The sequence below is a fragment of the Streptomyces sp. W1SF4 genome (assembly GCF_003950035.1).
In the GTDB taxonomy this organism is placed as follows: Bacteria; Actinomycetota; Actinomycetes; order Streptomycetales; family Streptomycetaceae; genus Streptomyces; species Streptomyces racemochromogenes.
Map to the genome: position 1 here is coordinate 1,641,724 of NZ_CP034350.1, position 24,617 is coordinate 1,666,340.

General features: G+C 72.7%; 21 protein-coding genes and 2 tRNA genes. 11 read left to right on the plus strand and 12 right to left on the minus strand.

Annotated features, from left to right (window positions below; all coding sequences use genetic code 11):
* Nucleotides 1-73 precede the first annotated feature (73 nt).
* The 5 genes from D1J60_RS07770 (at nucleotide 74) to D1J60_RS07790 (ending at nucleotide 6,325) form a co-directional block, all read left to right on the plus strand.
* Nucleotides 74-841, plus strand: coding sequence for an IclR family transcriptional regulator (locus tag D1J60_RS07770; protein ID WP_125820611.1), 768 nt, complete (start codon nucleotides 74-76; stop codon nucleotides 839-841).
* Between the two features lie 325 nt (nucleotides 842-1,166).
* Nucleotides 1,167-1,949: an MIP/aquaporin family protein gene (locus D1J60_RS07775; RefSeq protein WP_125598838.1), complete on the plus strand. Its 783-nt coding sequence runs from the start codon at nucleotides 1,167-1,169 to the stop codon at nucleotides 1,947-1,949.
* A gap of 77 nt (nucleotides 1,950-2,026) precedes the next feature.
* The gene (glpK, locus tag D1J60_RS07780; protein ID WP_125820612.1) at nucleotides 2,027-3,553 is read left to right on the plus strand and encodes a glycerol kinase GlpK; all 1,527 of its coding nucleotides are present in this window, start codon (nucleotides 2,027-2,029) and stop codon (nucleotides 3,551-3,553) included.
* 39 nt (nucleotides 3,554-3,592) lie between these two features.
* Nucleotides 3,593-5,200 carry a glycerol-3-phosphate dehydrogenase/oxidase gene (locus D1J60_RS07785; RefSeq protein ID WP_125598832.1) on the plus strand — a complete coding sequence of 536 codons (1,608 nt, stop codon included), beginning with the start codon at nucleotides 3,593-3,595 and terminating at the stop codon, nucleotides 5,198-5,200.
* Nucleotides 5,201-5,326: 126 nt separating this feature from the next.
* Nucleotides 5,327-6,325 (plus strand): PAC2 family protein, encoded by a 999-nt coding sequence (locus D1J60_RS07790; protein ID WP_125820613.1) that lies wholly within the window; start codon nucleotides 5,327-5,329, stop codon nucleotides 6,323-6,325.
* Between the two features lie 301 nt (nucleotides 6,326-6,626).
* On the opposite strand, the gene mshC is transcribed toward D1J60_RS07790, so the two are convergent.
* From mshC to D1J60_RS07810, 4 genes are all read right to left on the minus strand, one after another.
* Nucleotides 6,627-7,856, minus strand: coding sequence for a cysteine--1-D-myo-inosityl 2-amino-2-deoxy-alpha-D-glucopyranoside ligase (gene mshC / locus D1J60_RS07795; RefSeq protein WP_125598826.1), 1,230 nt, complete (start codon nucleotides 7,854-7,856; stop codon nucleotides 6,627-6,629).
* A gap of 120 nt (nucleotides 7,857-7,976) precedes the next feature.
* Nucleotides 7,977-8,771, minus strand: coding sequence for an SCO1664 family protein (locus D1J60_RS07800; RefSeq protein WP_125823913.1), 795 nt, complete (start codon nucleotides 8,769-8,771; stop codon nucleotides 7,977-7,979).
* Between the two features lie 5 nt (nucleotides 8,772-8,776).
* A complete protein-coding gene (locus D1J60_RS07805) occupies nucleotides 8,777-9,367 on the minus strand; it encodes a DUF3090 domain-containing protein (protein WP_125598820.1) in 591 nt (196 codons plus the stop codon).
* A gap of 76 nt (nucleotides 9,368-9,443) precedes the next feature.
* On the minus strand, nucleotides 9,444-10,151 hold the full coding sequence (locus D1J60_RS07810; protein WP_125598817.1) for a histidine phosphatase family protein: 708 nt from the start codon (nucleotides 10,149-10,151) through the stop codon (nucleotides 9,444-9,446).
* A 54-nt stretch (nucleotides 10,152-10,205) separates the two neighbouring features.
* Between D1J60_RS07810 and corA the strand changes: the two genes are divergently transcribed.
* Entirely contained in the window at nucleotides 10,206-11,201 is a 996-nt protein-coding gene (gene corA, locus D1J60_RS07815; protein WP_125598814.1) for a magnesium/cobalt transporter CorA, read from the plus strand.
* Nucleotides 11,202-11,226: 25 nt separating this feature from the next.
* Here the strand turns inward: corA and D1J60_RS07820 are convergent, their stop codons facing one another.
* Both D1J60_RS07820 and D1J60_RS07825 read right to left on the minus strand, forming a co-directional pair.
* Nucleotides 11,227-12,018, minus strand: a complete 792-nt coding sequence (locus tag D1J60_RS07820) for a ferritin-like domain-containing protein (protein ID WP_125820614.1) — start codon at nucleotides 12,016-12,018, stop codon at nucleotides 11,227-11,229.
* Between the two features lie 254 nt (nucleotides 12,019-12,272).
* Nucleotides 12,273-13,322 (minus strand): LLM class F420-dependent oxidoreductase, encoded by a 1,050-nt coding sequence (locus D1J60_RS07825; RefSeq protein ID WP_125598808.1) that lies wholly within the window; start codon nucleotides 13,320-13,322, stop codon nucleotides 12,273-12,275.
* A 109-nt stretch (nucleotides 13,323-13,431) separates the two neighbouring features.
* Between D1J60_RS07825 and D1J60_RS07830 the strand changes: the two genes are divergently transcribed.
* Together D1J60_RS07830 and D1J60_RS07835 are read left to right on the plus strand one after the other, a co-directional pair.
* Nucleotides 13,432-14,415 (plus strand): aldo/keto reductase, encoded by a 984-nt coding sequence (locus D1J60_RS07830; protein WP_125598804.1) that lies wholly within the window; start codon nucleotides 13,432-13,434, stop codon nucleotides 14,413-14,415.
* A gap of 551 nt (nucleotides 14,416-14,966) precedes the next feature.
* On the plus strand, nucleotides 14,967-17,051 hold the full coding sequence (locus tag D1J60_RS07835) for a helix-hairpin-helix domain-containing protein (RefSeq protein WP_241253540.1): 2,085 nt from the start codon (nucleotides 14,967-14,969) through the stop codon (nucleotides 17,049-17,051).
* Between the two features lie 79 nt (nucleotides 17,052-17,130).
* Here D1J60_RS07835 and D1J60_RS07840 read toward each other — a convergent pair whose 3' ends face one another.
* A complete protein-coding gene (locus D1J60_RS07840; RefSeq protein ID WP_125820615.1) occupies nucleotides 17,131-17,793 on the minus strand; it encodes a hypothetical protein in 663 nt (220 codons plus the stop codon).
* A 47-nt stretch (nucleotides 17,794-17,840) separates the two neighbouring features.
* Between D1J60_RS07840 and D1J60_RS07845 the strand changes: the two genes are divergently transcribed.
* Entirely contained in the window at nucleotides 17,841-18,029 is a 189-nt protein-coding gene (locus tag D1J60_RS07845) for a DUF5703 family protein (RefSeq protein ID WP_007263208.1), read from the plus strand.
* Between the two features lie 39 nt (nucleotides 18,030-18,068).
* Here the strand turns inward: D1J60_RS07845 and D1J60_RS07850 are convergent, their stop codons facing one another.
* The 3 genes from D1J60_RS07850 to D1J60_RS07860 form a co-directional block, all read right to left on the minus strand.
* Nucleotides 18,069-18,878 (minus strand): chaplin family protein, encoded by an 810-nt coding sequence (locus D1J60_RS07850; protein ID WP_125820616.1) that lies wholly within the window; start codon nucleotides 18,876-18,878, stop codon nucleotides 18,069-18,071.
* 152 nt (nucleotides 18,879-19,030) lie between these two features.
* Nucleotides 19,031-19,264 (minus strand): chaplin ChpH, encoded by a 234-nt coding sequence (gene chpH / locus D1J60_RS07855; protein ID WP_125601690.1) that lies wholly within the window; start codon nucleotides 19,262-19,264, stop codon nucleotides 19,031-19,033.
* A 158-nt stretch (nucleotides 19,265-19,422) separates the two neighbouring features.
* Entirely contained in the window at nucleotides 19,423-20,748 is a 1,326-nt protein-coding gene (locus D1J60_RS07860) for a M20/M25/M40 family metallo-hydrolase (protein ID WP_007263210.1), read from the minus strand.
* Between the two features lie 169 nt (nucleotides 20,749-20,917).
* Between D1J60_RS07860 and D1J60_RS07865 the strand changes: the two genes are divergently transcribed.
* Nucleotides 20,918-21,005: transfer RNA gene (locus D1J60_RS07865), tRNA-Leu, on the plus strand.
* 157 nt (nucleotides 21,006-21,162) lie between these two features.
* Nucleotides 21,163-21,250, plus strand: a tRNA-Leu gene (locus D1J60_RS07870).
* Nucleotides 21,251-21,372: 122 nt separating this feature from the next.
* On the opposite strand, the gene D1J60_RS07875 is transcribed toward D1J60_RS07870, so the two are convergent.
* Nucleotides 21,373-22,818 (minus strand): amino acid permease, encoded by a 1,446-nt coding sequence (locus tag D1J60_RS07875; protein ID WP_125601687.1) that lies wholly within the window; start codon nucleotides 22,816-22,818, stop codon nucleotides 21,373-21,375.
* Between the two features lie 222 nt (nucleotides 22,819-23,040).
* Nucleotides 23,041-24,591 carry an APC family permease gene (locus tag D1J60_RS07880; protein ID WP_125820617.1) on the minus strand — a complete coding sequence of 517 codons (1,551 nt, stop codon included), beginning with the start codon at nucleotides 24,589-24,591 and terminating at the stop codon, nucleotides 23,041-23,043.
* Nucleotides 24,592-24,617: the final 26 nt, after the last annotated feature.

A 24,617-nucleotide genomic window follows, 5' to 3' on the forward strand; every position in this document is an offset into this window, starting at 1 on the left:
CCAACCATGCACGAGGTCGACATCGACCGATAGTGTTCAGCATTGTCGAACTACGTCAGCAGGAGGCTGCGCGATGGCACGGAACATCCAGTCGCTCGAACGAGCCGCTGCGATGCTGCGGCTCCTGGCCGGCGGGGAACGCCGGCTGGGTCTCTCGGACGTGGCGTCCTCCCTTGGCCTGGCCAAGGGCACGGCGCACGGGATCCTGCGCACGTTGCAGGCCGAGGGTTTCGTGGAGCAGGACCCGGCTTCGGGGCGCTACCAGCTGGGCGCGGAGCTGCTGCGGCTGGGGAACAGCTACCTGGACGTGCACGAGCTGCGCGCCCGCGCGCTGGTGTGGACGGACGACCTGGCGCGGGCCAGCGGCGAGAGCGTGTACGTGGGGGTGCTGCACCAGAGCGGGGTGCTGATCATGCACCACGTGTTCCGGCCGGACGACAGCCGTCAGGTGCTGGAGGTGGGGGCGATGCAGCCGCTGCACTCCACGGCCCTGGGCAAGGTGCTGTCCGCCTACGACCCGGTGGCGCACACGGAGGCCCTGGACGGGGAGCGGGAGGCCTTCACGCCCCGCACGGTGACCGACGCGGCGGGTTTCGAGGGCGTGCTGGACCTGACCCGGGCGCGGGGCTGGGCGTCGGACGTCGAGGAGACCTGGGAGGGGGTCGCCTCGGTGGCCGCCCCCATCCACGACCGGCGCCGGATGCCGGTGGGCGCGGTTGCCGTCGCGGGCGCCGTGGAGCGGGTCTGCGGGGAGTCCGGGGAGCCCCGGCCGGCCCTGGTGGCCTCCGTACGGGACTGCGCGCGGTCGGTTTCGCGCGATCTCGGCGCGGGCCGGTTCTGAGCTTGACCTGACGCCTTCGGTCCACCCCATGGCCGCCTTCACGGGCCATTCGGGTGGACTTTGGCGTTTTCCGACCAGCCAGTGGCTGGATTTGGTCGATCGTACCGAGTGGTAACGATCCGGTTCTTTGACCTGGTCAGCCCTTGACGCGTTCTTCACCCAGGCGGAAAACTGCCGTTCATCGGTCGGCATTGTCGAACAGCTACCGGCAATACGCGTTAGGCTGTGGCGAGGCCATGGACCGGTGAAGCACTCACCGAGTGTGTGGACCACCGGAGGGACCCGGTGTCCGCCCACCCCTGGACGTAAGACAAAGGAGTCGCGGGTGTCCAGCTCCGACATCTTCATCGGCGAGACCATCGGTACCGCCCTGCTCACACTGCTCGGCGGCGGCGTGTGCGCCGCCCTCACGCTCAAGAGCTCCAAGGCCCGCGGCGCGGGCTGGCTCGCGATCACCTTCGGCTGGGGCTTCGCGGTCCTGATCGCCGCCTACGTCTCCGCGCCGCTCTCCGGCGCGCACCTCAACCCGGCGGTCACCGTCGGCATCGCCGTGAAGACCGGCGAGTGGGGTGACGTCCCCGTCTACTTCGCGGGCCAGCTGCTGGGCGCCATGCTCGGCGCGGTCCTGATGTGGGTCACGTACTACGGCCAGTTCGCCGCGCACCTGGCGGACCCCGAGAACATCAGGGACGCCAAGCTCGGCCCCGAGGACCCGCACCCGCACGACCAGGCCGGCCCGGTGCTCGGCATCTTCTCGACCGGCCCCGAGATCCGCAACGTGGTCCAGAACCTCGCCACGGAGATCATCGGCACCTTCGTCCTGGTCATCGCGATCCTGACGCAGGGCCTCCAGGACGGCGGCAAGGGCCTCGGCGTCGTCGGCGTCCTGATCACCTCCTTCGTTGTCGTCGGCATCGGCCTCTCCCTCGGCGGTCCGACCGGCTACGCCATCAACCCGGTCCGCGACCTCGGTCCCCGCATAGTCCACGCCCTGCTCCCGCTGCCCAACAAGGGCGGCTCGGACTGGGGGTACTCCTGGATCCCGGTGGTCGGCCCGCTCGTCGGTGCCGCGCTCGCCGGCGGTCTGTACAACATCGCGTTCGCCTGATCAGCATCGGCCCGCGTTCGTAAGATCCGCACCGCATCCTGATTCCGCCTACTCATAGACCTGCCAGGAGCAGCCACATGACCAGCAGCACCGGCCCCTTCATCGCCGCGATCGACCAGGGCACCACCTCCTCCCGCTGCATCGTCTTCGACCGCGACGGCCGCATCGTGGCCGTCGACCAGAAGGAGCACGAGCAGATCTTCCCGAAGCCGGGCTGGGTCGAGCACGACGCCGTCGAGATCTGGACCAACGTCCAGGAGGTCGTCGCCGGGGCCATCGCCAAGGCCGAGATCACCGCCGCCGACGTCAAGGCGGTCGGCATCACCAACCAGCGCGAGACCACCGTCCTGTGGGACAAGAACACCGGCGAGCCGGTGCACAACGCACTGGTCTGGCAGGACACCCGCACCGACGCCCTGTGCAAGGAGCTCGGCCGCAACGTCGGCCAGGACCGCTTCCGCCGCGAGACCGGCCTGCCGCTGGCGAGCTACTTCGCCGGTCCGAAGGTCCGCTGGCTGCTCGACAACGTCGAGGGCCTGCGCGAGCGCGCCGAGGCCGGCGACATCCTCTTCGGCACCATGGACTCCTGGGTCATCTGGAACCTCACCGGTGGCGCCGAGGGCGGTGCGCACGTCACGGACGTCACCAACGCCTCGCGCACCATGCTGATGAACCTGCACACCCTGGCCTGGGACGAGAAGATCGCGGAGTCGATGGGCGTCCCGCTCAACGTGCTCCCCGAGATCAAGTCCTCCGCCGAGGTCTACGGCCACGTCAAGGACGGCGTCCTGGCCGGCGTCCCGGTCGCCTCGGCGCTCGGTGACCAGCAGGCCGCCCTCTTCGGGCAGACCTGTTTCGCCGAGGGCGAGGCGAAGTCCACCTACGGCACCGGCACGTTCATGCTGATGAACACCGGCGACAAGATCATCAACTCCTACAGCGGCCTGCTGACCACGGTCGGCTACCAGATCGGCGACCAGAAGCCGGTCTACGCCCTGGAGGGCTCCATCGCCGTCACCGGCTCGCTCGTCCAGTGGATGCGCGACCAGATGGGCATGATCAAGACCGCCGCCGAGATCGAGACCCTCGCGCTCTCGGTCGAGGACAACGGCGGCGCCTACTTCGTGCCGGCCTTCTCCGGCCTGTTCGCCCCGTACTGGCGCTCCGACGCCCGCGGTGTGATCGCCGGCCTCACCCGGTACGTCACCAAGGCGCACATCGCCCGTGCCGTCCTGGAGGCCACCGCCTGGCAGACCCGCGAGATCACCGACGCCATGACCAAGGACTCCGGCGTCGAGCTGTCGGCCCTCAAGGTCGACGGCGGCATGACCTCCAACAACCTGCTGATGCAGACGCTCTCGGACTTCCTGGACGCCCCCGTGGTGCGCCCGATGGTCGCCGAGACCACCTGCCTCGGCGCCGCCTACGCCGCCGGCCTGGCCGTCGGCTTCTGGCCCGACACCGACGCCCTGCGCGCCAACTGGCGCCGCGCGGCGGAATGGACCCCGCGGATGCCCGCCGACCAGCGGGACCGCGAGTACAAGAACTGGCTCAAGGCCGTCGAGCGGTCCATGGGCTGGATCGACGACGAAGACGCCAGCTGACGCACCGGCTGAGCCGATCGACGAGGAGCTGAAAGAAATATGAGCACCCTGCAGAGCGTTCCCGCCCTGGGCACGCACCCGACTTCCGGTGCCAACGCGAGCCGCGCGGAGACCCGTGAGCAGCTCTCGAAGGCCACGTACGACCTGCTGGTCATCGGCGGTGGGATCCTGGGCACCTCGGTGGCCTGGCACGCCGCCCAGTCGGGTCTGCGGGTTGCGATGGTGGACGCCGGCGACTTCGCCGGCGCCACCTCCTCGGCCTCCTCGAAGCTGGTCCACGGCGGTCTGCGCTACCTGCAGACCGGCGCGGTCAAGCTGGTGGCGGAGAACCACCACGAGCGGCGGGTGCTGGCCAAGGACGTGGCCCCGCACCTGGTCAACCCGCTCACCTTCTACCTGCCGGTCTACAAGGGCGGTCCGGTGGGTGCGGCCAAGCTGGGCGCGGGCGTCTTCGCCTACTCCGCCCTCTCGGCCTTCGGCGACGGCATGGGCAAGGTCATATCGCCGGCCCGTGCCGTCGCCGACAACCCCGGCCTCAAGACGGACAACCTCAAGGCCGTCGCGGTCTACTACGACCACCAGATGAACGACTCCCGCGTCGCCGTGATGACGGTCCGCGCGGCCGTCGAGTCCGGCGCGGTCGTCCTCAACCACGCCGAGGTCACCGGCCTGCGCATGACGCGCGGCCGGGTCAGCGGCGCCGAGCTCAAGGACCGCCTGGACGGCACCGAGTTCGGGGTCGACGCGCGCGTCGTGCTCAACGCCACCGGCCCGTGGGTGGACCACCTGCGGCGCATGGAAGACAAGCACGCGATGCCGTCGATCCGCCTCTCCAAGGGGGCGCACATCGTCATGAAGCGCAAGTCGCCGTGGAAGGCCGCCATGGCCACCCCGATCGACAAGTACCGCATCACCTTCGCCCTCCCGTGGGAGGACCAGCTGCTCCTCGGCACCACCGACGAGGTGTACGAGGGCGACCCGGCGGACGTGCGCGCCACCGAGAAGGACATCGAGCAGATCCTGGACGAGGCCGCGTTCTCCATCAAGGACGCCGACCTCGACCGCTCGCTGATGACGTACGCCTTCGCCGGCCTGCGCGTGCTCCCCGGCGGCCCCGGCGGCGTCGAGAAGGCCAAGCGCGAGACGGTCGTCTCCGAGGGCGCGGGCGGCATGCTGTCCGTGGCCGGCGGCAAGTGGACCACGTACCGGCACATCGGCCGCGTGGTCATGGACAAGCTCGCCAAGCTCCCGGGCAGCCCGCTGACCGACGACATGGAGCCGGTGAAGTCCCTCGTGCGCCGCGTCCCGCTGCCCGGTGTCGCCAACCCGAACGCGGTGGCGCACCGCCTGCTCGTGGACCGCGAGCCCGGCGCCCGCATGGACCCGCTGACCGCCCGCCACCTGGCCTCGCACTACGGCTCGCTCGCCTTCGACATCGCCCGCCTGGCGAACGAGGACCCGGCGCTGGCCGAGCGCATCCACCCGGACGGTCCGGAGATCTGGGCGCAGGTCGCCTACGCCCGTGACAACGAGTGGGCCGAGACGGTCGACGACGTGCTGCGCCGCCGTACGACGGTGACCGTCCGCGGCCTGGACGACGAGGCCGTACGGGCCCGCGTCGAGGAGATGCTGGGCCGCAAGGCATAGCTCGTACGCGGGTGGGGAAGAGGGGCGGTTCCGAGGGGAACCGCCCCTCTGTCGTGGGCTGTGGCCGACGTACCCCGAAGGCTTAGGCTGGCCCACGTACGCAAGGAACTTCGGAAGGAGACCTGGGTGATCGAGCTTGAGGGCGTGCCCGAGCTGATCGACCCGGTCATGGTGGCCGCGTTCGAGGGCTGGAACGACGCGGGAGACGCCGCCTCCGGTGCGGTGGCGCACCTGGACCGGGAGTGGAAGGGCGAGGTCTTCGCGGCGCTGGACGCCGAGGACTACTACGACTTCCAGGTCAACCGGCCGACGGTGTGGCTGGACAACGGGGTCAGGAAGATCACCTGGCCCACGACGCGGCTCTCGGTGGTCCGCATCGGCGGCACGAAGCCGCGCGACCTGGTGCTCGTACGGGGCATCGAGCCGTCCATGCGGTGGCGGTCGTTCTGCAACGAGCTGCTCGGGTTCGCGCACGAGCTGGGCGTCGAGATGGTCGTCATCCTGGGCGCGCTGCTGGGCGACACCCCGCACACGCGGCCGGTGCCGGTGAGCGGGGTGACCTCGGACGCGGACCTGGCGCGGACGATGGACCTGGAGGAGACGAAGTACGAGGGCCCCACGGGGATCGTGGGCGTCCTCCAGGAGGCCTGTACGCATGCGGGGGTCCCGGCGGTGTCGCTGTGGGCGGCGGTGCCGCACTACGTGTCCCAGCCGCCGAACCCGAAGGCGACGCTGGCGCTGCTGAACCGGCTGGAGGACCTGATCGACATCCGGATCCCGCTCGGGGAGCTCCCGGAGGACGCGCGGGCGTGGCAGCTGGGCGTGGACCAACTGGCCGCCGAGGACAGCGAGGTGGCGGAGTACGTCCAGACGCTGGAGGAGGCGCGGGACACGGCCGATCTGCCGGAGGCGTCGGGGGACGCCATCGCGCGGGAGTTCGAGCGGTACCTGCGGCGGCGGGACCCTTCCGCTGCCGCGGAGCAGCCGGGTGACGGCTCGTACCTGCGGGACACCTCCAGCGGCCTGACGCGGCCGGCCCGCCGCCGTGACCCCTCCGGGGAGGACCCGCAGCCCCCGGTCACGCCGCCGGACCCGGAGGAACCGGGGGACACCCCCGAGCCGTAACCCCGCGGGGCGGGCTGTGGGCGCCGCTGCGCGGAGCGGTCCCCTACCCGCCCTTCGCCCGTTCCCCGGGCTCCGCCCTACCCGCGCCCCAAGCGCCGGCGGGGCTGAAATCAGCCCCGCCGACGATTGAGGCGACGGGCGCGCAGCGCCCGTACCGGGGTCAGGGGCAGCACCCCTGGGAACGGTGGAAGGGCGGGTAGGGGACCGCTCCGCGCAGCGGCCCACCCACCCGCACACGACCAGGCTCCGGGTACGGCGATGCCCCCGAGCTCGGGCGGAGCCGGGGGCATGGCAGCCGGTGCTACAGGGCCACGCCCAGCAGGGCGTCGACCGTGCGCGAGACCAGGCCCGGGGCCGACTCGTCGTCGCCGTCGGAGGCGTTCTGGGCGTCCACCCACGCGTCCACGGCCGCCAGCGCCGCCGGCGCGTTCAGGTCGTCGGCCAGGGCCGCGCGGACCTCCTCCACCAGTGCCTCGGCCGGCAGGCCGTCCGGCCGGGACACGGCCGCGCGCCAGCGCGCCAGACGGGCCTGCGCCTGCGCGAGGACGTCGTCGGTCCACTCCCAGTCCGCGCGGTAGTGGTGCGCGAGCAGGGCCAGGCGGATGGCCGCGGGGTCCACCCCGGCCCGCCGCAGGGCGGAGACGAAGACGAGGTTGCCCTTGGACTTCGACATCTTCTCGCCGTGCAGCGCGACCATGCCCGCGTGGACGTACGCCTTGGCCATCGGGAACTCGCCCGTCAGGGCCTGCGCGTGCGAGGCGCCCATCTCGTGGTGCGGGAACGCCAGGTCGGACCCGCCGCCCTGGATGTCGAAGCCCATGCCCAGGTGCTCCAGGGCGATGGCCACGCACTCGATGTGCCAGCCCGGCCGGCCGCGGCCCAGGGAGCCGCCGTCCCAGCTCGGCTCGCCCTCGCGGGCGGCCATCCACAGCATCGGGTCGAGCGGGTTCTTCTTGCCCGGGCGGTCGGGGTCGCCGCCGCGCTCGGCGGACAGGGCCCGCATCGCTGCGGCGTCGAGGTGGGAGACACCGCCGAAGTTCGGGTCGGCCTCCACCGAGAAGTAGACGTCGCCTTCGAGCTCGTACGCGGCGCCCGCGTCCCGGAGCCGCTCCACCAGCGGCACGATGCCCGGTATGGCCTCGACGGCGCCGATGTAGTGCCGCGGCGGCAGCATGCGCAGGGCGGTCATGTCCTCGCGGAAGAGGGCCGTCTCGCGTTCGGCGAGCTCGGTCCAGTCGTGCCCGTCGCGCAGCGCCCGCTCCAGCAGCGGATCGTCCACGTCCGTGACGTTCTGGACGTAGTGGACCTGCCGCTTGTTGTCGAGCCACACGCGCTGCACGAGGTCGAACGCGTTGTAGGTCGCCGCGTGACCGATGTGGGTCGCGTCGTACGGGGTGATACCGCAGACGTAGAGGCGTGCGACGGGACCGGGGTCGAGGGTGATCGTCCCCTGGGTCGCGGTGTCGTGGATCTGGAGGTCGCGGCCCTTGCCGGGCAGGGCGGGGACCTCAGAAGCGGGCCAGGCATGCATGGCTCGAGCCTAACCGGACGAGTGTTCCGGAAACGAATGGGACCAGCACTGTTGGCTTGATCGGCGCTCTTGCGGTCTGGCCGGTTCTGTGCGTCCGCGATCATCCGCGGACGTCCCTGCTCAGACGGGCGGCCAGGGGATCGAGGGCCACTGACCGGACGGCTGCGGATGCCTCCCGTCCCGCAGCAACTGCGCCACGCGGGCCCGTACGGCGGCCAGCTCGACGGGGGTGATCAGTTCGCCCAGCCGGGTGGCGAGCGGCGCCCCGTCGGCCAGCTGTTCCTCCAGCGACCCCAGGACCTCGCGGGCCTCCTCCGTGAGCGGCTCCCCCGCCCAGCCCCAGAGCAGGGTGCGGAGCTTGTCCTCCGTGTGGAAGCTCACGCCGTGGTCGATCCCGTAGAGCCGGCCGTCCGGCGCGGGCAGCAGGTGGCCGCCCTTGCGGTCGCCGTTGTTGATCACGGCGTCCAGTACGGCGAGGCGGCGCAGCCTGGGGTCGTCGGCGTGCACGAGGAGGGCGGTGCGGCCCTCCCCGACCTCGGCGAGGGCGACCGGCTTCCAGCCCTCCCCCGCCTCCTCGCCCTCGACCAGGGCCAGCAGTGCGGATTCCGGCTGTTCTCCGGCCTCGATCCAGTGCTGGACCATGCCCTCTCCGTACGGGCCGTCGCGCAGCACGGTGGTGGGCACCAGCCCCCACCCGGTGGCCTCGGAGACCAGATAGGCGGCGCGCTCGCGCCGGGCGAGGTTCCCGTCGGGGAAGTCCCACAGCGGCCGCTCGCCCTTGACGGGCTTGTAGACGCACTCGGCGCTGCGCCCCTCGTGGGCGACGGTGCACAGCAGGACCGCGTTGGAGGCCTCGGTGATGCGGCCGCGGACGGTGAGCTCACCGCGGGTGAGCAGCTCCTCTATCGGGGTCACCTCGCTCACGCCTGGCGCCGGTACCCGTTCTGGCGGGGGCAGACGTGCCCTTCGGGGTCGAGGGGCAGGCTGCACAGCGGGCACGGCGGCCGGCCCGCGTTGACCACGTCGAGGGCCCGCTTGGCGAAGGCCCGGGCCTGGGCGCCGGAGAGGCGGACCCGCAGCATCGGCGGGCCGTTCTCCTCGTCCTGGAGCAGGCGTTCCTCCGCCTCGGCGAGGTCCTCCTCGGATTCCGCCTCCAGTTCGACGAGCGCCTGCGCCTCGACGATCATCCGCTGTTCCTCGCCGTCCCAGGCGAGGGCCATGGTGCCGACGCGGAACTCCTCCTCGACGGGGACGTCCAGCGGTGCGGTGTCGGCGGCCTCGGCGGGGGCCACGGCCGGGACGGGCGCGTTGCCGCCGGTGCGCCGCACGACCTCGTCGAGCAGTTCGTCCATCCGCTCGGCCAGCGCCGCGACCTGGGTCTTCTCCAGGGACACGCTGGTGACGCGGGCGCCCGAGGAGGCCTGGAGGAAGAAGGTCCGGCGTCCAGGCAGACCGACCGTGCCGGCCACGAAGCGGTCCGGGGGGTCGTAAAGGAACACCTGACGGGGCACGTCCAGTCTCCAAGTCTGAGGCAGGGGCAGGGCTGCTCGTGTGCTGTTGGCCCTGCCACCCTACTGCTCCGTTCGATCAGGCCGCGCCCGCGCCGCCCCCCACGACGGCGTTGCCGCCGCCCTCGGTCTCGGAGTCGGCGGAGGCGGCCGGGCGCGGGATCAGCGGGGCCAGGTCGCCGGTGTCGCCGAGGCGCAGCAGGAAGGGACGGGTGGGGGTGTAGCGGATCGCGGTGACCGAGCAGGGGTCGACGTGGATCCGCTGGAAGAGGTCGAGGTGCATGCCGAGGGCGTCGGCGACGAGGGACTTGATGATGTCGCCGTGGGAGCACATGAGGAAGGCGGCGCCGGGGCCGTGCTCCTCCTCGATCCGCGCGTTCCATTCGCGTACGGCGTCCACGGCGCGGGCCTGCATGGCGCGCATGGACTCGCCGCCGGGGAAGGCCGCGGCCGAGGGGTGCTGCTGGACGATCTTCATCAGGGGTTCGTCGGCGAGTTCGGAGAGCTTGCGGCCCGACCAGTCGCCGTAGTGGCACTCGCCGATCCGCTCGTCGGTGTGCAGGGGCAGGTCGGGGCGGGCCGCGAGCAGCGGGGCCAGGGTTTCCCGGCAGCGCTGGAGCGGGCTGGAGACGGCGGCGGCGAGGGGGATCCCGTCGAGCCTTGCGGGCAGGGCGGCGGCCTGCCCGGCGCCGTGTTCGTCGAGGGCCACTCCCGGGGTCCATCCGGCGAGCAGACCTGCGGTGTTGGCGGTGGACCGCCCGTGTCGTACGAGGATCAGCGTGGCCATGCATGCAGGGTATGCGGTGACGTCGGCGTGCGGGCGGGCGCGGGTCGGGGAAGAATGCCCGGCGTGATTGTCGACTGCGCGATGTACCGGGACGGCCGCCGCTCGCGGGCTCCGGAGGACTTCTCCGCCGCGCTGGAGGAGGCCCGGGCGCACGGTGACGCCTTCCTGTGGGTGGGGATGCACGAGCCGACGCCCGCGGAGTTCGAACGGGTGAGCCGTGAGTTCGGGCTGCACAAGCTGGCGGTGGAGGACGCGCTGACGGCGCACCAGCGGCCGAAGCTGGAGGTGTACGACGACTCGCTGTTCGTGGTGCTCAAGCCGGTGCTGTACGACGACGACGAGGACACGGTGACCACGGGCGAGCTGATGGTGTTCATCGGTGACTCCTTCGTGGTCACGGTGCGGCACGGCGAGGGGGCCGCGCTGGCGGCCGTGCGCCACCGGCTGGAGCAGGAGCCGGACGTGCTGCGGCACGGCCCGACGGCGGTGCTGTACGCGGTGTCCGACGCGGTGGTGGACCACTACATCGAGGTGGCGGCCGAGCTCCAGGCGGACCTGGAGGAGCTGGAGGCCGAGGTGTTCGCGCCGAACGCCCCGGACTCGTCCAAGGGCACCGCGGCCCGGATCTACGGCTTCAAGCGGCAGGTGCTGGAGTTCCGCCGGGCGACGAGCCCGCTGCTCCAGCCGATGGACCGGCTCGCCTTCGGGAACGTGCCCTTCGTGCACGACCACGCCCGGCCGTTCTTCCGGGACGTGGCCGACCACCTGACGAAGGCGAACGAGTACATCGAGGGCCTGGACCGGCTGCTGTCGGACGCCCTGTCCGCGCACCTGGCGCAGATGGGCGTCCGGCAGAACGACGACATGCGCAAGATCTCCGCCTGGGCGGCGATGGCGGCCGTGCCGACGATGGTGGCGGGGATCTACGGGATGAACTTCGACCACATGCCGGAGCTGCGCCAGCCCTGGGGCTATCCGGCTGTGGTGGTGCTCATGGCGGGGCTGTGCCTGGCCCTGCACAGGATGTTCAAGCGGCGCGGCTGGCTGTGAGCCCTCCCGCGTTCCGCGGCGGGGTTCAGGCGAACTCGTGGGTGGTCCTCGGTACGCCGCCGCCCAGCGGGTCGCGCCGCTCCGGCGGGCGCAGGCCGACCATGCGGTGCCAGCCGCTGAACCGCTCGTACGCGTACACCGCGCGGATGCCCGCGGCGAGGGCGGCGGCCTTGGGCGCGGGCCAGCGCAGGAGCCGGCCCATGTGGTCCATGACGGCGAGGCTGACGTCCCGGTAGACGCCGATCTCGGCGAGGGCGCTCTCGCGCAGCACGCGCTGGATGGTCCGGCCGTGCCCCTGGCGGGCGAGGCGGAGCAGTTCCTCGTGGCAGTACGCGAGGTGGTTGTCCTCGTCGTTGCTGATGACGCGGACGGCCTTGCCGACCTCGGGGTGGTCGCCGAAGTGGCGCAGCAGCATCACCATCTGCTCGGAGGCGCGCTGTTCGGTGACCCGGCTGTGGGCGAGGTAGACGACGATGTCCTCCTCGCTGAGGGGCTCGTCGCGGCGCAGCTTGTCGTGCGCGAGGCCGATGCCGCGGCGTTCCAGCAGCATGGTGTAGTCGGTCTCGGGCGGGACGGGGACGGCGGGCAGGCCGCGCTTGCGCAGCAGGGCCCGGAAGATCCGGCCGTGCTTGTCCTCGTCGGCGCCGTGCCGGGTGATCTTGGGGGCCAGTTCGCGCATGCCGTCGGGGACGAGGGCGGCGATGCGGGCGTTCTCCCAGCCGCCCTGGGACTCCCCGCTGGCGGCGATGGAGCAGAACAGCTGGAAGGAGTCGTCGTGGTCGACGATCTCGTGGAACAGGCTGCGGGCTGAGAGCATGCAACGAGTCAAATGCGGATCGACCGGGCGGGCAACCGATGCGTGGCCGCACTCGGCCGAATGAACGAAACCGGCGGGCGCCCGGCGGGGCGTAACCCCGGGGGCGGGCCGGGCGTTGTTCGCTGTGTCGGCCGTGGCGGGGAAGACCCCCCGAGCCCCCACCACGGCCGCTGACTCCTTCTGGACGCCGTCCCCGCACTGCTGCGCAGGCTGCGGGCGGCCGCGTCGGACTCGGTCCGACGACGGCCCCCCGGTCAGGCCAGGCCGGCGAGTTCCAGGGCCTCGGTGCCCGCCCGCAGGGCGGCGAGGCGCTCGTCGAGGGTGAAGCCTGCCGGGGCCAGCGTGAGGGTGGTGACCCCGGCGTCGGCGTAGGCCCGCATCCCGTCCGCGATGCGCTCCACGGAGCCGAGCAGGGTGGTCGAGTCGATCAGCGAGTGCGGGACCGCGGCGGCCGCCCCGGCCTTGTCGCCGCCCAGGTACTTGGCCTGGATCTCGGCGGCCTCCTTCTCGTAGCCCATGCGCTGGGCGAGCTGGTTGTAGAAGTTCTGCTTCGGGCTGCCCATGCCGCCGACGTAGAGCGCGGTGTAGGGGCGGAACACGTCCGCGAGGGCGTTCACGTCGTCGCCGAGGGCCAGCGGGACGGTCGGGCAGACGTCGAAGCCGTCCATCGTCAGCCCGGCCTTCTCGCGGCCCGCGCGGATGTGCCGCAGGGCGGTCTCCTCCAGGTGCTCGGCGGCCGGGAAGATCAGCAGGGCGCCGTCCGCGATCTCGCCGGTCTGCTCCAGGTTCTTGGGGCCGATGGCGGCGATGTAGAGCGGGATGTGGGGACGTTCGGGGTGCACGGTCAGCTTGAGCGGCTTGCCGGGGCCGCCGGGCAGCGGGAGGGTCCAGTGCTCGCCGTCGAAGCTCAGCCGTTCGCGGGACATGGCCTTGCGGACGATCTCCACGTACTCGCGGGTGCGGGCGAGCGGCTTGTCGAACTTCACGCCGTACCAGCCCTCGGAGACCTGCGGGCCGGAGACGCCGAGGCCGAGCCGGAAGCGGCCCTTGGTGAGGGAGTCCAGGGTGGCGGCGGTCATGGCCGTCATCGCGGGCTGGCGGGCCGGGATCTGGAAGATGGCCGAGCCGACGTCGATCCGCTCCGTCTGGGCGGCCACCCAGGCGAGCACGGTCGCGGCGTCGGAGCCGTAGGCCTCGGCCGCCCAGCAGACGTCGTAGCCGAGCCGGTCGGCCTCCTGGGCGACGGCCAGGTTGTCGGCGTCCATGCCCGCACCCCAGTAGCCGAGATTGATGCCGAGCCGCATGTGTCGTCCCCTAACGGATGTACCGGTTTACCGATCAGTAACGTGGGTCTGCGGGGGACTGTAGCGCGCCAAACGGCCCCGCGTCAGTGCCCCAGTAGTCTCAGCGCTCATGGAGCAGAGGCATCTCGGCCGCACCGGACTGCGCGTCTCCCGGATCGGCCTCGGCACCCTGACCTGGGGCCGTGACACCGGCGAGGAAACCGCCGCCGAGCAGTTGAAGACGTTCTGGGAGGCGGGCGGCACGCTCGTCGACACGGCCGACGTGTACGGCGCCGGAGAGGCCGAGTACCTGCTCGGGCAGCTGGTGGGCTCCGTGCTGCCGCGCCGGGACGTCGTCATCGCGACGAAGTCGGGCAGCGTCCCGGACCCCGACCGCCGCTTCAACGGCTCGCGCGGACACCTCCTGGCCGCCCTGGACGACTCCCTGGACCGCCTCGGCACCGACTACGTGGACCTGTGGCAGGTCCACGCCTTCGACCCGCACACCCCGCTGGAGGAGACCCTCCAGGCCCTGGACCTGGCCGTGTCCAGCGGGCGGGCCCGGTACGCGGGCGTGTCGAACTTCAGCGGCTGGCAGCTGGCGAAGGCCGCGACGTGGCAGCTCGGCGCGCCCGGGACGCGGACCCGGCTGGCCTCCACCCAGATGGAGTACTCGCTGCTCCAGCGGGGCGTGGAACGCGAGGTGCTCCCGGCGGCGCTGGATCTGGGGGTGGGTCTGCTGCCCTCCTCCCCGCTGGGCCGCGGGGTGCTGACGGCCAAGTACCGCGACGGGACGCCGGCCGACTCCCGGGGCGCGTCGCCGGCGCTGGCCGCGCTGGTGGAGCCGTACCTGGACGAGGCGGCGGGCCTGATCGTGGACGCCGTGGTCACGGCCGCGCAGGGGCTGGCGGTCACCCCGCTCCAGGTGGCGCTGGCCTGGATCCGTGACCGGCCGGGGGTGGCCGCCCCGATCGTCGGCGCCCGGACGGCCGCGCAGCTCGGGGCGGCACTGTCGGTGGAGGCCCTTACCCTTCCGGAGGAGATCCGCCGGGCGCTGGACGACGTGTCGGCGCCCGTGCACCGCTACCCGGATCAGGACTGGAGCACGCTGTGAGCACGGCCCCCGACCCCGCCAACCCCGCTGCCGCGGAGGACCCGTACGAAGCCGCCGCCGGGCCGGAGGCCCCTGAGCGCGCCGCCGGGGCCGGGACCGGGGAGCCCTCCCCCACCGGGGCCGCTGCCGGCCCGGCGGACGCCGAGGTCCGTGACGGCGGTACCGACCCCGCGGACGCCGAGGTCCGTGACGGCGGTACCGACCCGGCGGACGCCGAGGGGCGTGACGGCGGCACCGACCCGGCTCCGGCCGGCGCGGCGGACACCGCCGGGCCGGCGGACGCGGCCGACGAGCTGGGGTCCGGCGCGGCGGAGACCGACTCTGGCGACGGCGTGACCGATCCCGCGGGCCCGGGCCACGGCCCGGACGCCGACGAGCCGCAGACCGATGAAGCGGACGCCCACAGGCCGCAGGCCGGCGAACCGGATGCCCACGAGCCCCAGGCCGGCGAACAGGACGCCGACGGGACCCAGTCCAGGGAACCGGACGCCGACCGGCCGCAGGCCGGTGGGGGTCCAGGGGCGGAGCCCCTGGTTTCGGGAAGGGGCGGGGTGGGGGAAAGCCCCGCAGGGCCCGACGCTGACCCCGACGCGGAACAGGACGACGCCGGGGAGCCGACCGGGGCCGAGCACGGGCGGGACGGCGCCGGGACGGGAACCGCAGGGGCCGAGCACGGGCAGGACGGCGCCGGGGCGGAGGCGGCGGCGCAGGTGAGCGAGGCGCAGGCCGAGTTGGCCGCGCAGAAGGTCGAGCGGGAGCGGATCGCCCGGCGGAAGGCGGAGCGCGAGGGGCCCGTCGACGCCGGCGCCAAGCTCAGCGGCAGGGCCGCCGACCTGCTGGCCGCCGTACGGGCCGTGGAGAGCGGCGCCAAGCCGCCCGCCCCCCTCTACTTCGACGAGGCCCCCGCCGCCCCCCGCAAGGCGGCCCCCGCTCCCCCGCAGCCCCGCCCGGCCGCGGCGCCCCCCACACCCGCCCCCGCCGTCGCGGACATCGGTGCCGTCCGCGCCGTCCTCGCCCGCGGCGGGGCCCCCGAGGCGCTGGCCGGCCAGACCGCCGCCGTCCTCGGCGAGGGCGCGGCCGAGCAGCTCACCGAGGACCCCTGGCGGCTGCTCGCCGTCTCCGGGGTGCGCCCGACGCAGGCGGACGGCTTCGCGCAGGCCCTGCTCGGCCCCGCCGCCGGTCCCGCCGACGAGCGCCGCGGCGCCGCCCTGCTGGGCTGGCTGCTGGACCAGGCCGCCGCCAAGGGGCACACCGCCCTGGAGGCCCCGGTCCTGGAGAAGGCCCTCGCCCAGTACGGGGTACCGGCCCCCGCCGAGACCCTGGAGGCGGCCATCGGCGACGGCGCGGTCCTGGTGTTCCACGAGCCGCTGGGCCCGCCCGCCGCCGAGGACGAGGAGCCGCCCGTACGGCTCCTCGTGGGCCTGGAGGCGCACGCCCTGGCCGAGGAGGCCCTCGCGGACGGCCTGGCCCGTCTCGCGGGCACCTTCGCCGGGCCGGCGGACTGGTCGGCGGTGGCCGACGGCCCCGCGGCCGAGCTGGTGCGGGCCGTCGCGGGCCACGGCCTGGTCACCCACACCGGCGGCGAGGCCGCCCGCGCCGAACCGGCGGCCCTGCTGGCGGCCGCCCGGCGGCTCGGCCTGCGCGCCGTCCTCGCCGCGCACGCCCCCGCGCCGGACGCCGTCACCGTGGCCGGCCTGCTCGCCGGCACGGAGGGCCCCGGGCGGGACTCCGACGGCCGCTTCGACCTGGACCTGCTGATCGTCCTGGACGCCCCGCAGCTGGACGTGGAGCAGGCCGCCGCGCTGGTGGAGTCCGTGCCCGACGGGGCCCGCCTGGTGCTCTCCGGCGACCCCGGGGTGCTCGGATCGGCCGGGCCCGGCCGGGTGTTCGCCGACGTGCTGGCCGCCCGCGCCTTCCCGCAGGTGGTGTCCCGCACCCCGGACCCCGGCCCGATCGGCGAGCTGGTCTCGGGGATCGGCGTCGGGGAGCTGAACCGGGTCGACGCCCCCGGCAAGGAGGTCGTCATCGTCCCCGTGCGGGACGCCGGCGAGGCCGTGCACCGCACCGTGCAGCTGGTGGCCGAGTCGGTGCCGCGCGCCTTCGGGATCCCGGCCGAGGAGGTGCAGGTCATCGTCCCGGGCCACGGCGGCCCGGCGGGGACCCGGGCGCTGAACGCGGCCCTCAAGGAGCGGCTGAACCCCGGCCCGGGCCGGTTCGCCGGCTTCGACCCGGGCGACCGGGTGGTCCACGTGCCGTCGCCCGGGCGGGCGCTGCCGGCCCGGGTGGTGTCGGCCGACGCGCAGGGGCTGCACCTGGACGCGGGGGGCGCGCGGGTCGTCGTACCGCAGGACCGGGTGGAGGCCCAGGTCCGGCACGGCTGGGCGGTGACGGCGCACCAGGCGGTCGGCCGGCGCTGGCCGGCGGTGGTCGCCGTACTGCCGGGGGACGCGGCGCAGGCCCTGTCCCGGGACTGGGTGTACACGGCGTTCGGGCGGGCCGAGCGGCACCTGTCCGTGGTCCACGGGGTGGAGGAGGCGCTGCCGCGCGCGGTGGCGCAGGGGCTGCCGAAGCCGCGTACGACCCGGCTGACGGGTCTCCTGCGGGCCCTGGCGGCCGCGCAGGAGGAGCAGCCGTAGCGGTTCGGGGACGAAGACCGCGCCCCGCCGGCCGGTGTCGGCGGGCGGGGCGCGGGGTGGGCGGCGTCGGAGGAGGGGGTCAGGCCGGGGCGAGACCGGACTCGGCGGGGCTCTCCTCGTCGTCGGCGTCGTCGTCGAAGTCGGCCTCCTCGTCGAAGACGGAGCTCACTTCGAAGCGGTGCAGCACGTCCTGGGGATCGGCCTGCCCGAACGGCGAGTTGAGCCAGTCCCCCGGTTCCGCGACCTCCTCCAGGGCGGCGATCCAGAGGGTGGAATCGCCCTCCTCCAGGCCGAACTCCTTGTAGCGGGAGGCGATCTCGTCGGGCTCGTACTCCCCGAAGAGCACGCCGAGCGCTCCGGCGGTCCCGCCGTCGTCGAGGAGTTCGGCGTCCCGGTCGTGCGCGGCGACCCGTTCGGCCTGGGCGATCAGCCGCGCCGGTTCGACGACGGCGTAGTCACGGCGGATGAGCACGCTGAACGCGGCGGGCTCGGCGGGGCCGGTGTACGGGGCACCGGTCTCGGGTGTGGGGATCTCGAAGGGGGTCACCTCGTCGTAGCGGTCGTAGAGGAGTTCGTCGTACTCCTCGGCCGCGGCGGCGAGTTCGTTGAAGGCGGCGTAGACGGCCGGGTCCTCGTCCCCGATCCTGCTCTCGACCGCGGCGAGGTGACGGTCGAGTGCGGCCTTGACCGCCTCGGCGGCGGCGCGTACCTCGGCAACAGTGGGCAGAGCGGCATCAGACATAGTGCAGACGCTATCCGTAGCGGGCCGGTGCCCGCACAATAGATGCGATGCCGGAATACGAATTCGTCGACGTGTACGTGCCCCGAGGTACGCCCCGCAAGGAGGCGACCCGCCTGCTGACCGATCATGCGGAATACGGAAATTGGGAGCTGGACCGCCTGACCCTGTACCGGGACGGCAGCCGCCGGGCCCGGTTGCGCCGCCGGATCATCCGCCAGCTGCGCGCGACCTGGTGACGCGGGCCCCGGGAAGGGGGCCCGCGTCGTGAGGGCCCGTCAGGCGGAGTTGCGGGCGCGCCGGTAGAGCACGGCGCCGGCCAGCAGCAGCCCGCCGGCCAGCGGTACGCCGGCCGTCAGGGCGTCACCCGCGCCCGTGGCGGCGAGGCCGGCCCCGGCCCTCGGGCCGGGCGTCTGCGCGCCGGTCGGCTGGCCGCCGGGGTTGCCGGGGGTATGCGCGCCGGGGTGGCCCGGAGTCTGCCCGCCGGGGCTTCCCGGAGTGTGGCTGCCAGGGTTGCCGGGGGTCTGGCCGCCCGGGTTGCCCGGCGTGTGCCCGCCCGGGTTGCCCGGCGTGTGCCCGCCCGGGTTGCCCGGGGTGTGCCCGCCCGGGGTACCCGGATTGCCCGGGGTTCCGGGGTGGCCCGGGGTTCCGGGGTGGCCCGGGGTTCCGGGGTGGCCCGGAGTACCGGGGTGACCCGGGGTTCCGGGGTGGCCCGGGGTACCCGGATTGCCCGGGTTTCCGGGGTGGCCCGGGTGATCGTCGTCGTCGCACGGCTCGTCGTGCCCGCCGCCGGGGTGGCCCGGGTTACCGGGGTGTCCCGGGTGCTGCGGCTTGGCCGACTCGTTGGCGCAGCGGTTGCCGAAGGCCGGGTTCAGGCCCCCCACCACCGTCACCGTGTTGCCGCACACGTTCACCGGCGCGTCCACCGGTGCCTGCACGTTGTTCCCGGACAGGAGGCCCGGAGAGTTCGCGGCGTGCCCCGACGCGCCCGAGTCCGCCTGGGCCTGACCACCGGCGAACGCGAGGACACCTCCCGCGGCCGCCATCGTGATCAGCGTCTTCCTCGTGACCTGAACCGGTCGTCGCATCTGTACTCGTCCCCTGGTGTGTACGTTCCGTCCGGCGCGCGGGCCGTACGGGCTCCCCCGCCCGTCACGCCGAAGAAGTGAGCTTCCGGGCCGTAAAAGCCCGGTGGCCCCGGAGCGCTGGATTGCGCTCCGGGGCCAGAACTTCAGAAGCGTCAGGCGTTGACGCAGGTGTTGCCGAAGGCCGGGTTCAGCAGGCCGATGACGTTCACGGTGTTGCCGCAGACGTTGACCGGGACGTGAACCGGAACCTGGACGACGTTGCCGGACAGGACACCGGGGGAGCCGATGGCCGCGCCCTGGGCGCCCGCGTCGGCGGCGGCCATGCCCGCACCCGCGAGAACCAGACCACCGGTGGCAGCCGCAGCGGCGACAACCTTCTTGAGCATTGTTCCTCCTAGTAGGCAAGTGCGGTCCCAGCCGCGGACCGCACCACCTGTAACGAGGAGGGATCACCAGGGCTACGAGCGTATGAGCGCATTCACTCTTCTCAGTGGAATCCGCACACCTTCCCGATTCTCCGGCGTTATGGGGCGACGAGCCCGCCTCAGGCGTTGTCGATGAACCGGTCCAGGACCCGGACGCCGAACTTCAGCCCGTCGACCGGCACCCGCTCGTCGACGCCGTGGAACATGCCGGCGAAGTCCAGCTCCGGCGGCAGCTGGAGCGGCGCGAAGCCGAAGCAGCGGATGCCGAGGTCGTCGAAGGACTTCGCGTCCGTCCCGCCGGAGAGCATGTACGGGACCGCCCGCGCGATCGGGTCCTCGGCCCGCAGGGCGCCCTGCATGGCGTCCACGAGCCGCCCGTCGAAGTCCGTCTCCAGCGCCTTGTCGGCGTGGACGTCCTCGCGCTTCACGCGCGGGCCGAGGATCCGGTCGAGGTCGGCGAAGAACTCGTCCTCGTAGCCCGGCAGGAAGCGGCCGTCGACGTGGGCCGTGGCCTGGCCGGGGATGACGTTGACCTTGTAGCCGGCGCCGAGCATCGTCGGAGCGGCCGAGTTGCGCAGGGTCGCGCCGACCATCTTGGCGATCCCGCCGAGCTTGGCGAGCGTGGCGTCCATGTCGTCGGGGTCGAGCGGGGTTCCGAGGGCGTCCGAGAGCTCGTCGAGGAAGTGCCTGACGGTCTTCGTGACGCGCACCGGCCACTGGTGGCGGCCGAGGCGGCCGACGGCCTCGCACAGCTCGGTGATCGCGTTGTCGTTGTTGGTCATGGAGCCGTGCCCCGCGGTGCCCTCGACCGTGAGGCGCATCCAGTGCATGCCCTTCTGGGCGGTCTCCACGAGGTACAGCCGCAGGTTCTCGTTGACCGTGAAGGAGAAGCCGCCGACCTCGCCGATGGCCTCGGTGACGCCCTCGAAGAGCCCGGGGTGCTTGTCCACGAGGTGCCGGGCGCCGTACGTGCCGCCCGCCTCCTCGTCCGCGAGGAAGGCCAGCACGATGTCCCGCGGGGGCTTGCGCCCGCTGCGCATGCGGTCGCGTACGACGGCCAGCGTCATCGCGTCCATGTCCTTCATGTCGACCGCGCCCCGGCCCCAGACGCAGCCGTCGGCGATCTCGCCCGAGAAGGGGTCGTAGGTCCAGTCGGCCGCGTTGGCGGGGACGACGTCGGTGTGCCCGTGGATCAGCAGGGCCGGCCGTGAGGGGTCCTCGCCCTCGATGCGGGCGACGGTCGACGCGCGCCCCTTGTGCGACTCGAAGATCTGCGGCTCCAGCCCGACCTCGGCCAGCTTCTCGGCGACCCACTCGGCCGCCTTGCGCTCACCGGGGCCCGAGTGGTCCCCGTAGTTGCTGGTGTCGATCCGGATGAGGTCCCGGCAGAGGTCGACGACCTCGTCCTCGCCGGAGACGGCCTTGCCCGCGCCCGATGCGCTCACGCTGTTCCTCCCACTGATCAGTACCGGCTACCCCCACCATCCTCGCGCCCCCGGGCGCTGTGCCCAAGGGCGTTCCGAGCCCGTCCGGGGGGTGTGATCGGGGGCCTCCGGCGTTTGGTAATGTTTTCCACGTCGAGGCGGCCCGCGAGGGACGCCGGACGCACACCTTGTCCGGGTGGCGGAATGGCAGACGCGCTAGCTTGAGGTGCTAGTGCCCTTTATCGGGCGTGGGGGTTCAAGTCCCCCCTCGGACACCAACAGAAGGACCCCGCTCAGGCGGGGTCCTTCTTCGTTCCCCGGGGGTCCCCGGGAGCGGAGCAGGGCGTGGATCAGGGCGTGGACCGGCCACCCCGGAATGTTTGGTAATGTTTTCCATGTCGCAACGGGCCGCGAGGAACGTGAGACGCACACCCTGTCCGGGTGGCGGAATGGCAGACGCGCTAGCTTGAGGTGCTAGTGCCCTTTATCGGGCGTGGGGGTTCAAGTCCCCCCTCGGACACCAACAGAAGGACCCCGCTTCGGCGGGGTCCTTCTTCGTTCCCCGCGGGCGCGGAACACGGAGAGGGCCCCCGGGCCGGGATCTCGGATCCCGGCCCGGGGGCCCTCTCGTACGGGCGGACCGGGTCAGTCGGCGGCGTTGGCGGACGCGAGCTCGGTGACGCGGCGGCGGACCAGGAACCAGCCGCCGACGAGGGCGGCGGCGATCGCCGGGAGGAACATGACCGTGGTGCGGCCGACGCCGCCGTCGCTCCACATCAGGACCAGGACCGCGACCAGGAAGACCAGGGTCACGATCTGGGTGTACGGGGCCCAGGGCAGGCGGTAGGACGGGCGCTCGACCAGGCCGTTCTTGGAGCGGTGCCAGAAGAACAGCGAACAGAGCATGACCATGGCCCAGGTGCCGAGGATGCCGATGGAGGCCAGGTTGAGGACGATCTCGAAGGCCTCGCCCGGCATCCAGTAGTTCAGGCCGACGCCCGCGACGCCGAAGCCGGCGGTGAAGAGCACGCCGCCGTAGGGGACCTTGCCCTTGTTCATGACGCCGGTGAACTTGGGGGCGGAGCCCGACATGGCCATCGAGCGCAGGATCCGGCCGGTGGAGTAGAGGCCGGAGTTCAGGCTGGACAGGGCGGCGGTCAGGACGACCAGGTTCATGATGCCGGCGGCGCCGGGGACGCCGAGCTTGTCGAAGACGGTGACGAAGGGGCTCTGGTCGGCCGAGTACGCGGTGTACGGGAGGAGCAGGGCCAGCAGGACCACGGAGCCGACGTAGAAGAGGCCCACGCGCCACATGATCGAGTTGATCGCCTTCGGCATGATCTTCTCGGGGTTCTCGGTCTCGCCGGCGGCGACGCCGCAGAGCTCGACGGAGGCGTACGCGAAGACCACGCCCTGGACCACCAGGAGCATCGGCAGGACGCCGGAGGGGAAGATGCCGCCGTTGTCGGTGATGTTGGCCAGGCCCGGGGTGTTGCCGCCGATGTCGTGGCTGGTGGCGACGAGGTAGATGCCGACGATCAGGAAGACCACCAGGGCGGCGACCTTGACCAGGGAGAACCAGAACTCCATCTCGCCGAAGTACTTCACCGAGATCAGGTTCGCGGTGAGGACGACGGCCAGGGCGATGAAGGCGAGCAGCCACTGGGGGACGTCGGTGAACATCGACCAGAAGTGGGCGTAGGTCGCGGCGGCCGTGATGTCGGCCACGGTGGTCGTGGACCAGTTGAGGAAGTACAGCCAGCCGGCCGTGTAGGCGCCCTTCTCCCCCATGAACTCGCGCGCGTACGAGACGAACGCGCCGGAGGACGGGCGGTAGAGGACGAGCTCGCCGAGGGCCCGGACCACGAAGAAGGCGAAGACGCCGCACACCGCGTAGGCGATGGCCAGGGAGGGGCCGGCGCCGGCGAGGCGGCCTCCGGCACCGAGGAAGAGGCCGGTGCCTATCGCGCCGCCGATGGCGATCATGTTGATGTGGCGGGACTTGAGGTCCTTGCTGTAGCCCTCGTCACCGGCGTCGACGGGACGGCGGGACGGCTCGGCGGGGGCCTCGGCCAAGGTGCGATCACTCATGTGGGACTTCGCCTTCGTGGTTCGGTCAGGCAGGTCCGGCGTCCGCGCGCGGGGGAGCTGGGTGGTTTCCCCCGTATCGCGGTTCCGGTGATTTTGTCGCCATAGGAGACCACGTGCCTCCGCCACCCGCCAAAATCGGCCACCGGACGCGGAAGCCCCCGGCGACCATGGAAACGGTCTCCGGGGGCTCCCCAGGGGTGCGAATACGAGGCCTGCGGGCGGTCAGGCGCCCGGTCCGGCGTCGGCGGCCTGGTCGAGGCGGAAGGCCTCGTTGCCCAGGCCGATCCGGGCGTGGGCCTCGGGACGGCGGGACTTCAGGACCAGTCCGTGGACCAGTCCGCCCAGGGCGGCGACGGCGATGATCGCGGGCAGGGTCCAGCTCAGCGCGGAGCCCTGCTCGGCTCCGACCAGGACGGCGAAGTCCTTGACGGTGTAGACGACGATGCCGACCAGGGCGAGGCCGGCCAGGCCCGCGGCGGCGAGGCGCCACACCTGGGCGCCGGCGGTGCCGCGGCGGACGAAGAAGGCGATGACGGCGAAGGAGGCGGCGGCCATCAGGGCGGTCACGCCGAGGGCGCCGACGCTGCCCATCCAGGTGAACAGGTGCAGGACGGGGGCGGTGGGGTCGCCCGTCGGCGCGGAGTCGGTGACGGCGAAGACGAGGACGACCACGGCGGCGACGACGGTCTGCAGGAGGGAGCCGGTGGCGGGGGCGCCGGTGCCCGGGTTGGTGCGGCCGAAGCGGGCCGGGAGCAGGCCCTCGCGGCCCATCGCGAAGGCGTAGCGGGCGACGACGTTGTGGAAGCTGAGCATGGCGGCGAACATGCCGGTCACGAAGAGCACGTGCAGGACGTCGGTGAAGGCGGCTCCGAGGCGGCTCTGCGTGAGCTCGAAGAGCAGGCCGGGGCCGGCCTCGGCGGAGGCCTTCACGATGCCGGCGGGGCCGGTGGCGACGGAGAGGGCCCAGGCGCTGAGGGCGAAGAAGAGGGCGACGAAGCCGATGGCGAGGAACATCACGCGGGAGACGACGATGTGCGGCTTGCTGGTCTCCTCGGCGTAGACCGGGGACTGCTCGAAGCCGACGAAGGCGGCGATGCAGAAGCACAGCGCGGTGCCGAGGCCGGCGCCGCCGAGGGTGCCCGGGTCGAAGGCGTCCAGGGAGAGGCCCTCGGGGCCGGGCTTGCCGAGGGCGGCGGCGTCGAAGACGACGACGAGGGCGCACTCGACGAGGAGCAGGACGCCGAGCACCTTGGCGTTCAGGTCGATCTTGAGCCAGCCGAGCGCGCCGGTGGCGGCGACCGCGATCAGGGCCGGGATCCACCAGGCGACCTGGGTGTCGAGGTAGGTGGCGAAGAGGCCGGAGATCTCGAAGCCGAGGATGCCGTAGACGCCGACCTGCATGGCGCTGTAGGCGACGAGGGCGACGAGGGAGGCGGAGGCGCCGGCGGTGGGTCCGAGGCCGCGGGCGATGTAGGCGTAGAAGGCGCCGGCGTTGTGGACGTGCCGGCTCATCTCCGCGTATCCGATGCCGAACAGGGCGAGGACGACGCCGAGGATGACGAAGAGCAGCGGCTGGCCGACGATGCCCATGACCCCGAAGATCGTGGGCATGACACCTGCGACGACCATCAGGGGCGCGCTGGCTGCGAGGACGGAGAGCAGCAGTCCGGCGGTGCCGAGCCGGTCCGCGCGCAGGGCGCGGTCCTGGCCCTTGTACGTGCGTATCTCGGCCGCGGAGTCGGCTGGGAGCGTGGTGGATCTGCCCGTCGGCATGGCAGGGTCCTTTCGGGGGTGACTGG

Excerpts from the sequence above, each read along its gene's own strand:
- D1J60_RS07845 (WP_007263208.1), top strand. The coding sequence starts at position 17,841 with ATGCCGGAATACGAATTCGTCGACGTGTACGTGCCCCGAGGTACGCCC.
- corA (WP_125598814.1), top strand. The coding sequence starts at position 10,206 with ATGCCCGGCGTGATTGTCGACTGCGCGATGTACCGGGACGGCCGCCGC.
- D1J60_RS07825 (WP_125598808.1), bottom strand. The coding sequence starts at position 13,322 with ATGCGGCTCGGCATCAATCTCGGCTACTGGGGTGCGGGCATGGACGCC.
- D1J60_RS07830 (WP_125598804.1), top strand. The coding sequence starts at position 13,432 with ATGGAGCAGAGGCATCTCGGCCGCACCGGACTGCGCGTCTCCCGGATC.
- D1J60_RS07840 (WP_125820615.1), bottom strand. The coding sequence starts at position 17,793 with ATGTCTGATGCCGCTCTGCCCACTGTTGCCGAGGTACGCGCCGCCGCC.
- chpH (WP_125601690.1), bottom strand. The coding sequence starts at position 19,264 with ATGCTCAAGAAGGTTGTCGCCGCTGCGGCTGCCACCGGTGGTCTGGTT.
- mshC (WP_125598826.1), bottom strand. The coding sequence starts at position 7,856 with ATGCATGCCTGGCCCGCTTCTGAGGTCCCCGCCCTGCCCGGCAAGGGC.
- glpK (WP_125820612.1), top strand. The coding sequence starts at position 2,027 with ATGACCAGCAGCACCGGCCCCTTCATCGCCGCGATCGACCAGGGCACC.
- D1J60_RS07850 (WP_125820616.1), bottom strand. The coding sequence starts at position 18,878 with ATGCGACGACCGGTTCAGGTCACGAGGAAGACGCTGATCACGATGGCG.
- D1J60_RS07785 (WP_125598832.1), top strand. The coding sequence starts at position 3,593 with ATGAGCACCCTGCAGAGCGTTCCCGCCCTGGGCACGCACCCGACTTCC.
- D1J60_RS07770 (WP_125820611.1), top strand. The coding sequence starts at position 74 with ATGGCACGGAACATCCAGTCGCTCGAACGAGCCGCTGCGATGCTGCGG.
- D1J60_RS07810 (WP_125598817.1), bottom strand. The coding sequence starts at position 10,151 with ATGGCCACGCTGATCCTCGTACGACACGGGCGGTCCACCGCCAACACC.
- D1J60_RS07875 (WP_125601687.1), bottom strand. The coding sequence starts at position 22,818 with ATGAGTGATCGCACCTTGGCCGAGGCCCCCGCCGAGCCGTCCCGCCGT.
- D1J60_RS07880 (WP_125820617.1), bottom strand. The coding sequence starts at position 24,591 with ATGCCGACGGGCAGATCCACCACGCTCCCAGCCGACTCCGCGGCCGAG.
- D1J60_RS07820 (WP_125820614.1), bottom strand. The coding sequence starts at position 12,018 with ATGCTCTCAGCCCGCAGCCTGTTCCACGAGATCGTCGACCACGACGAC.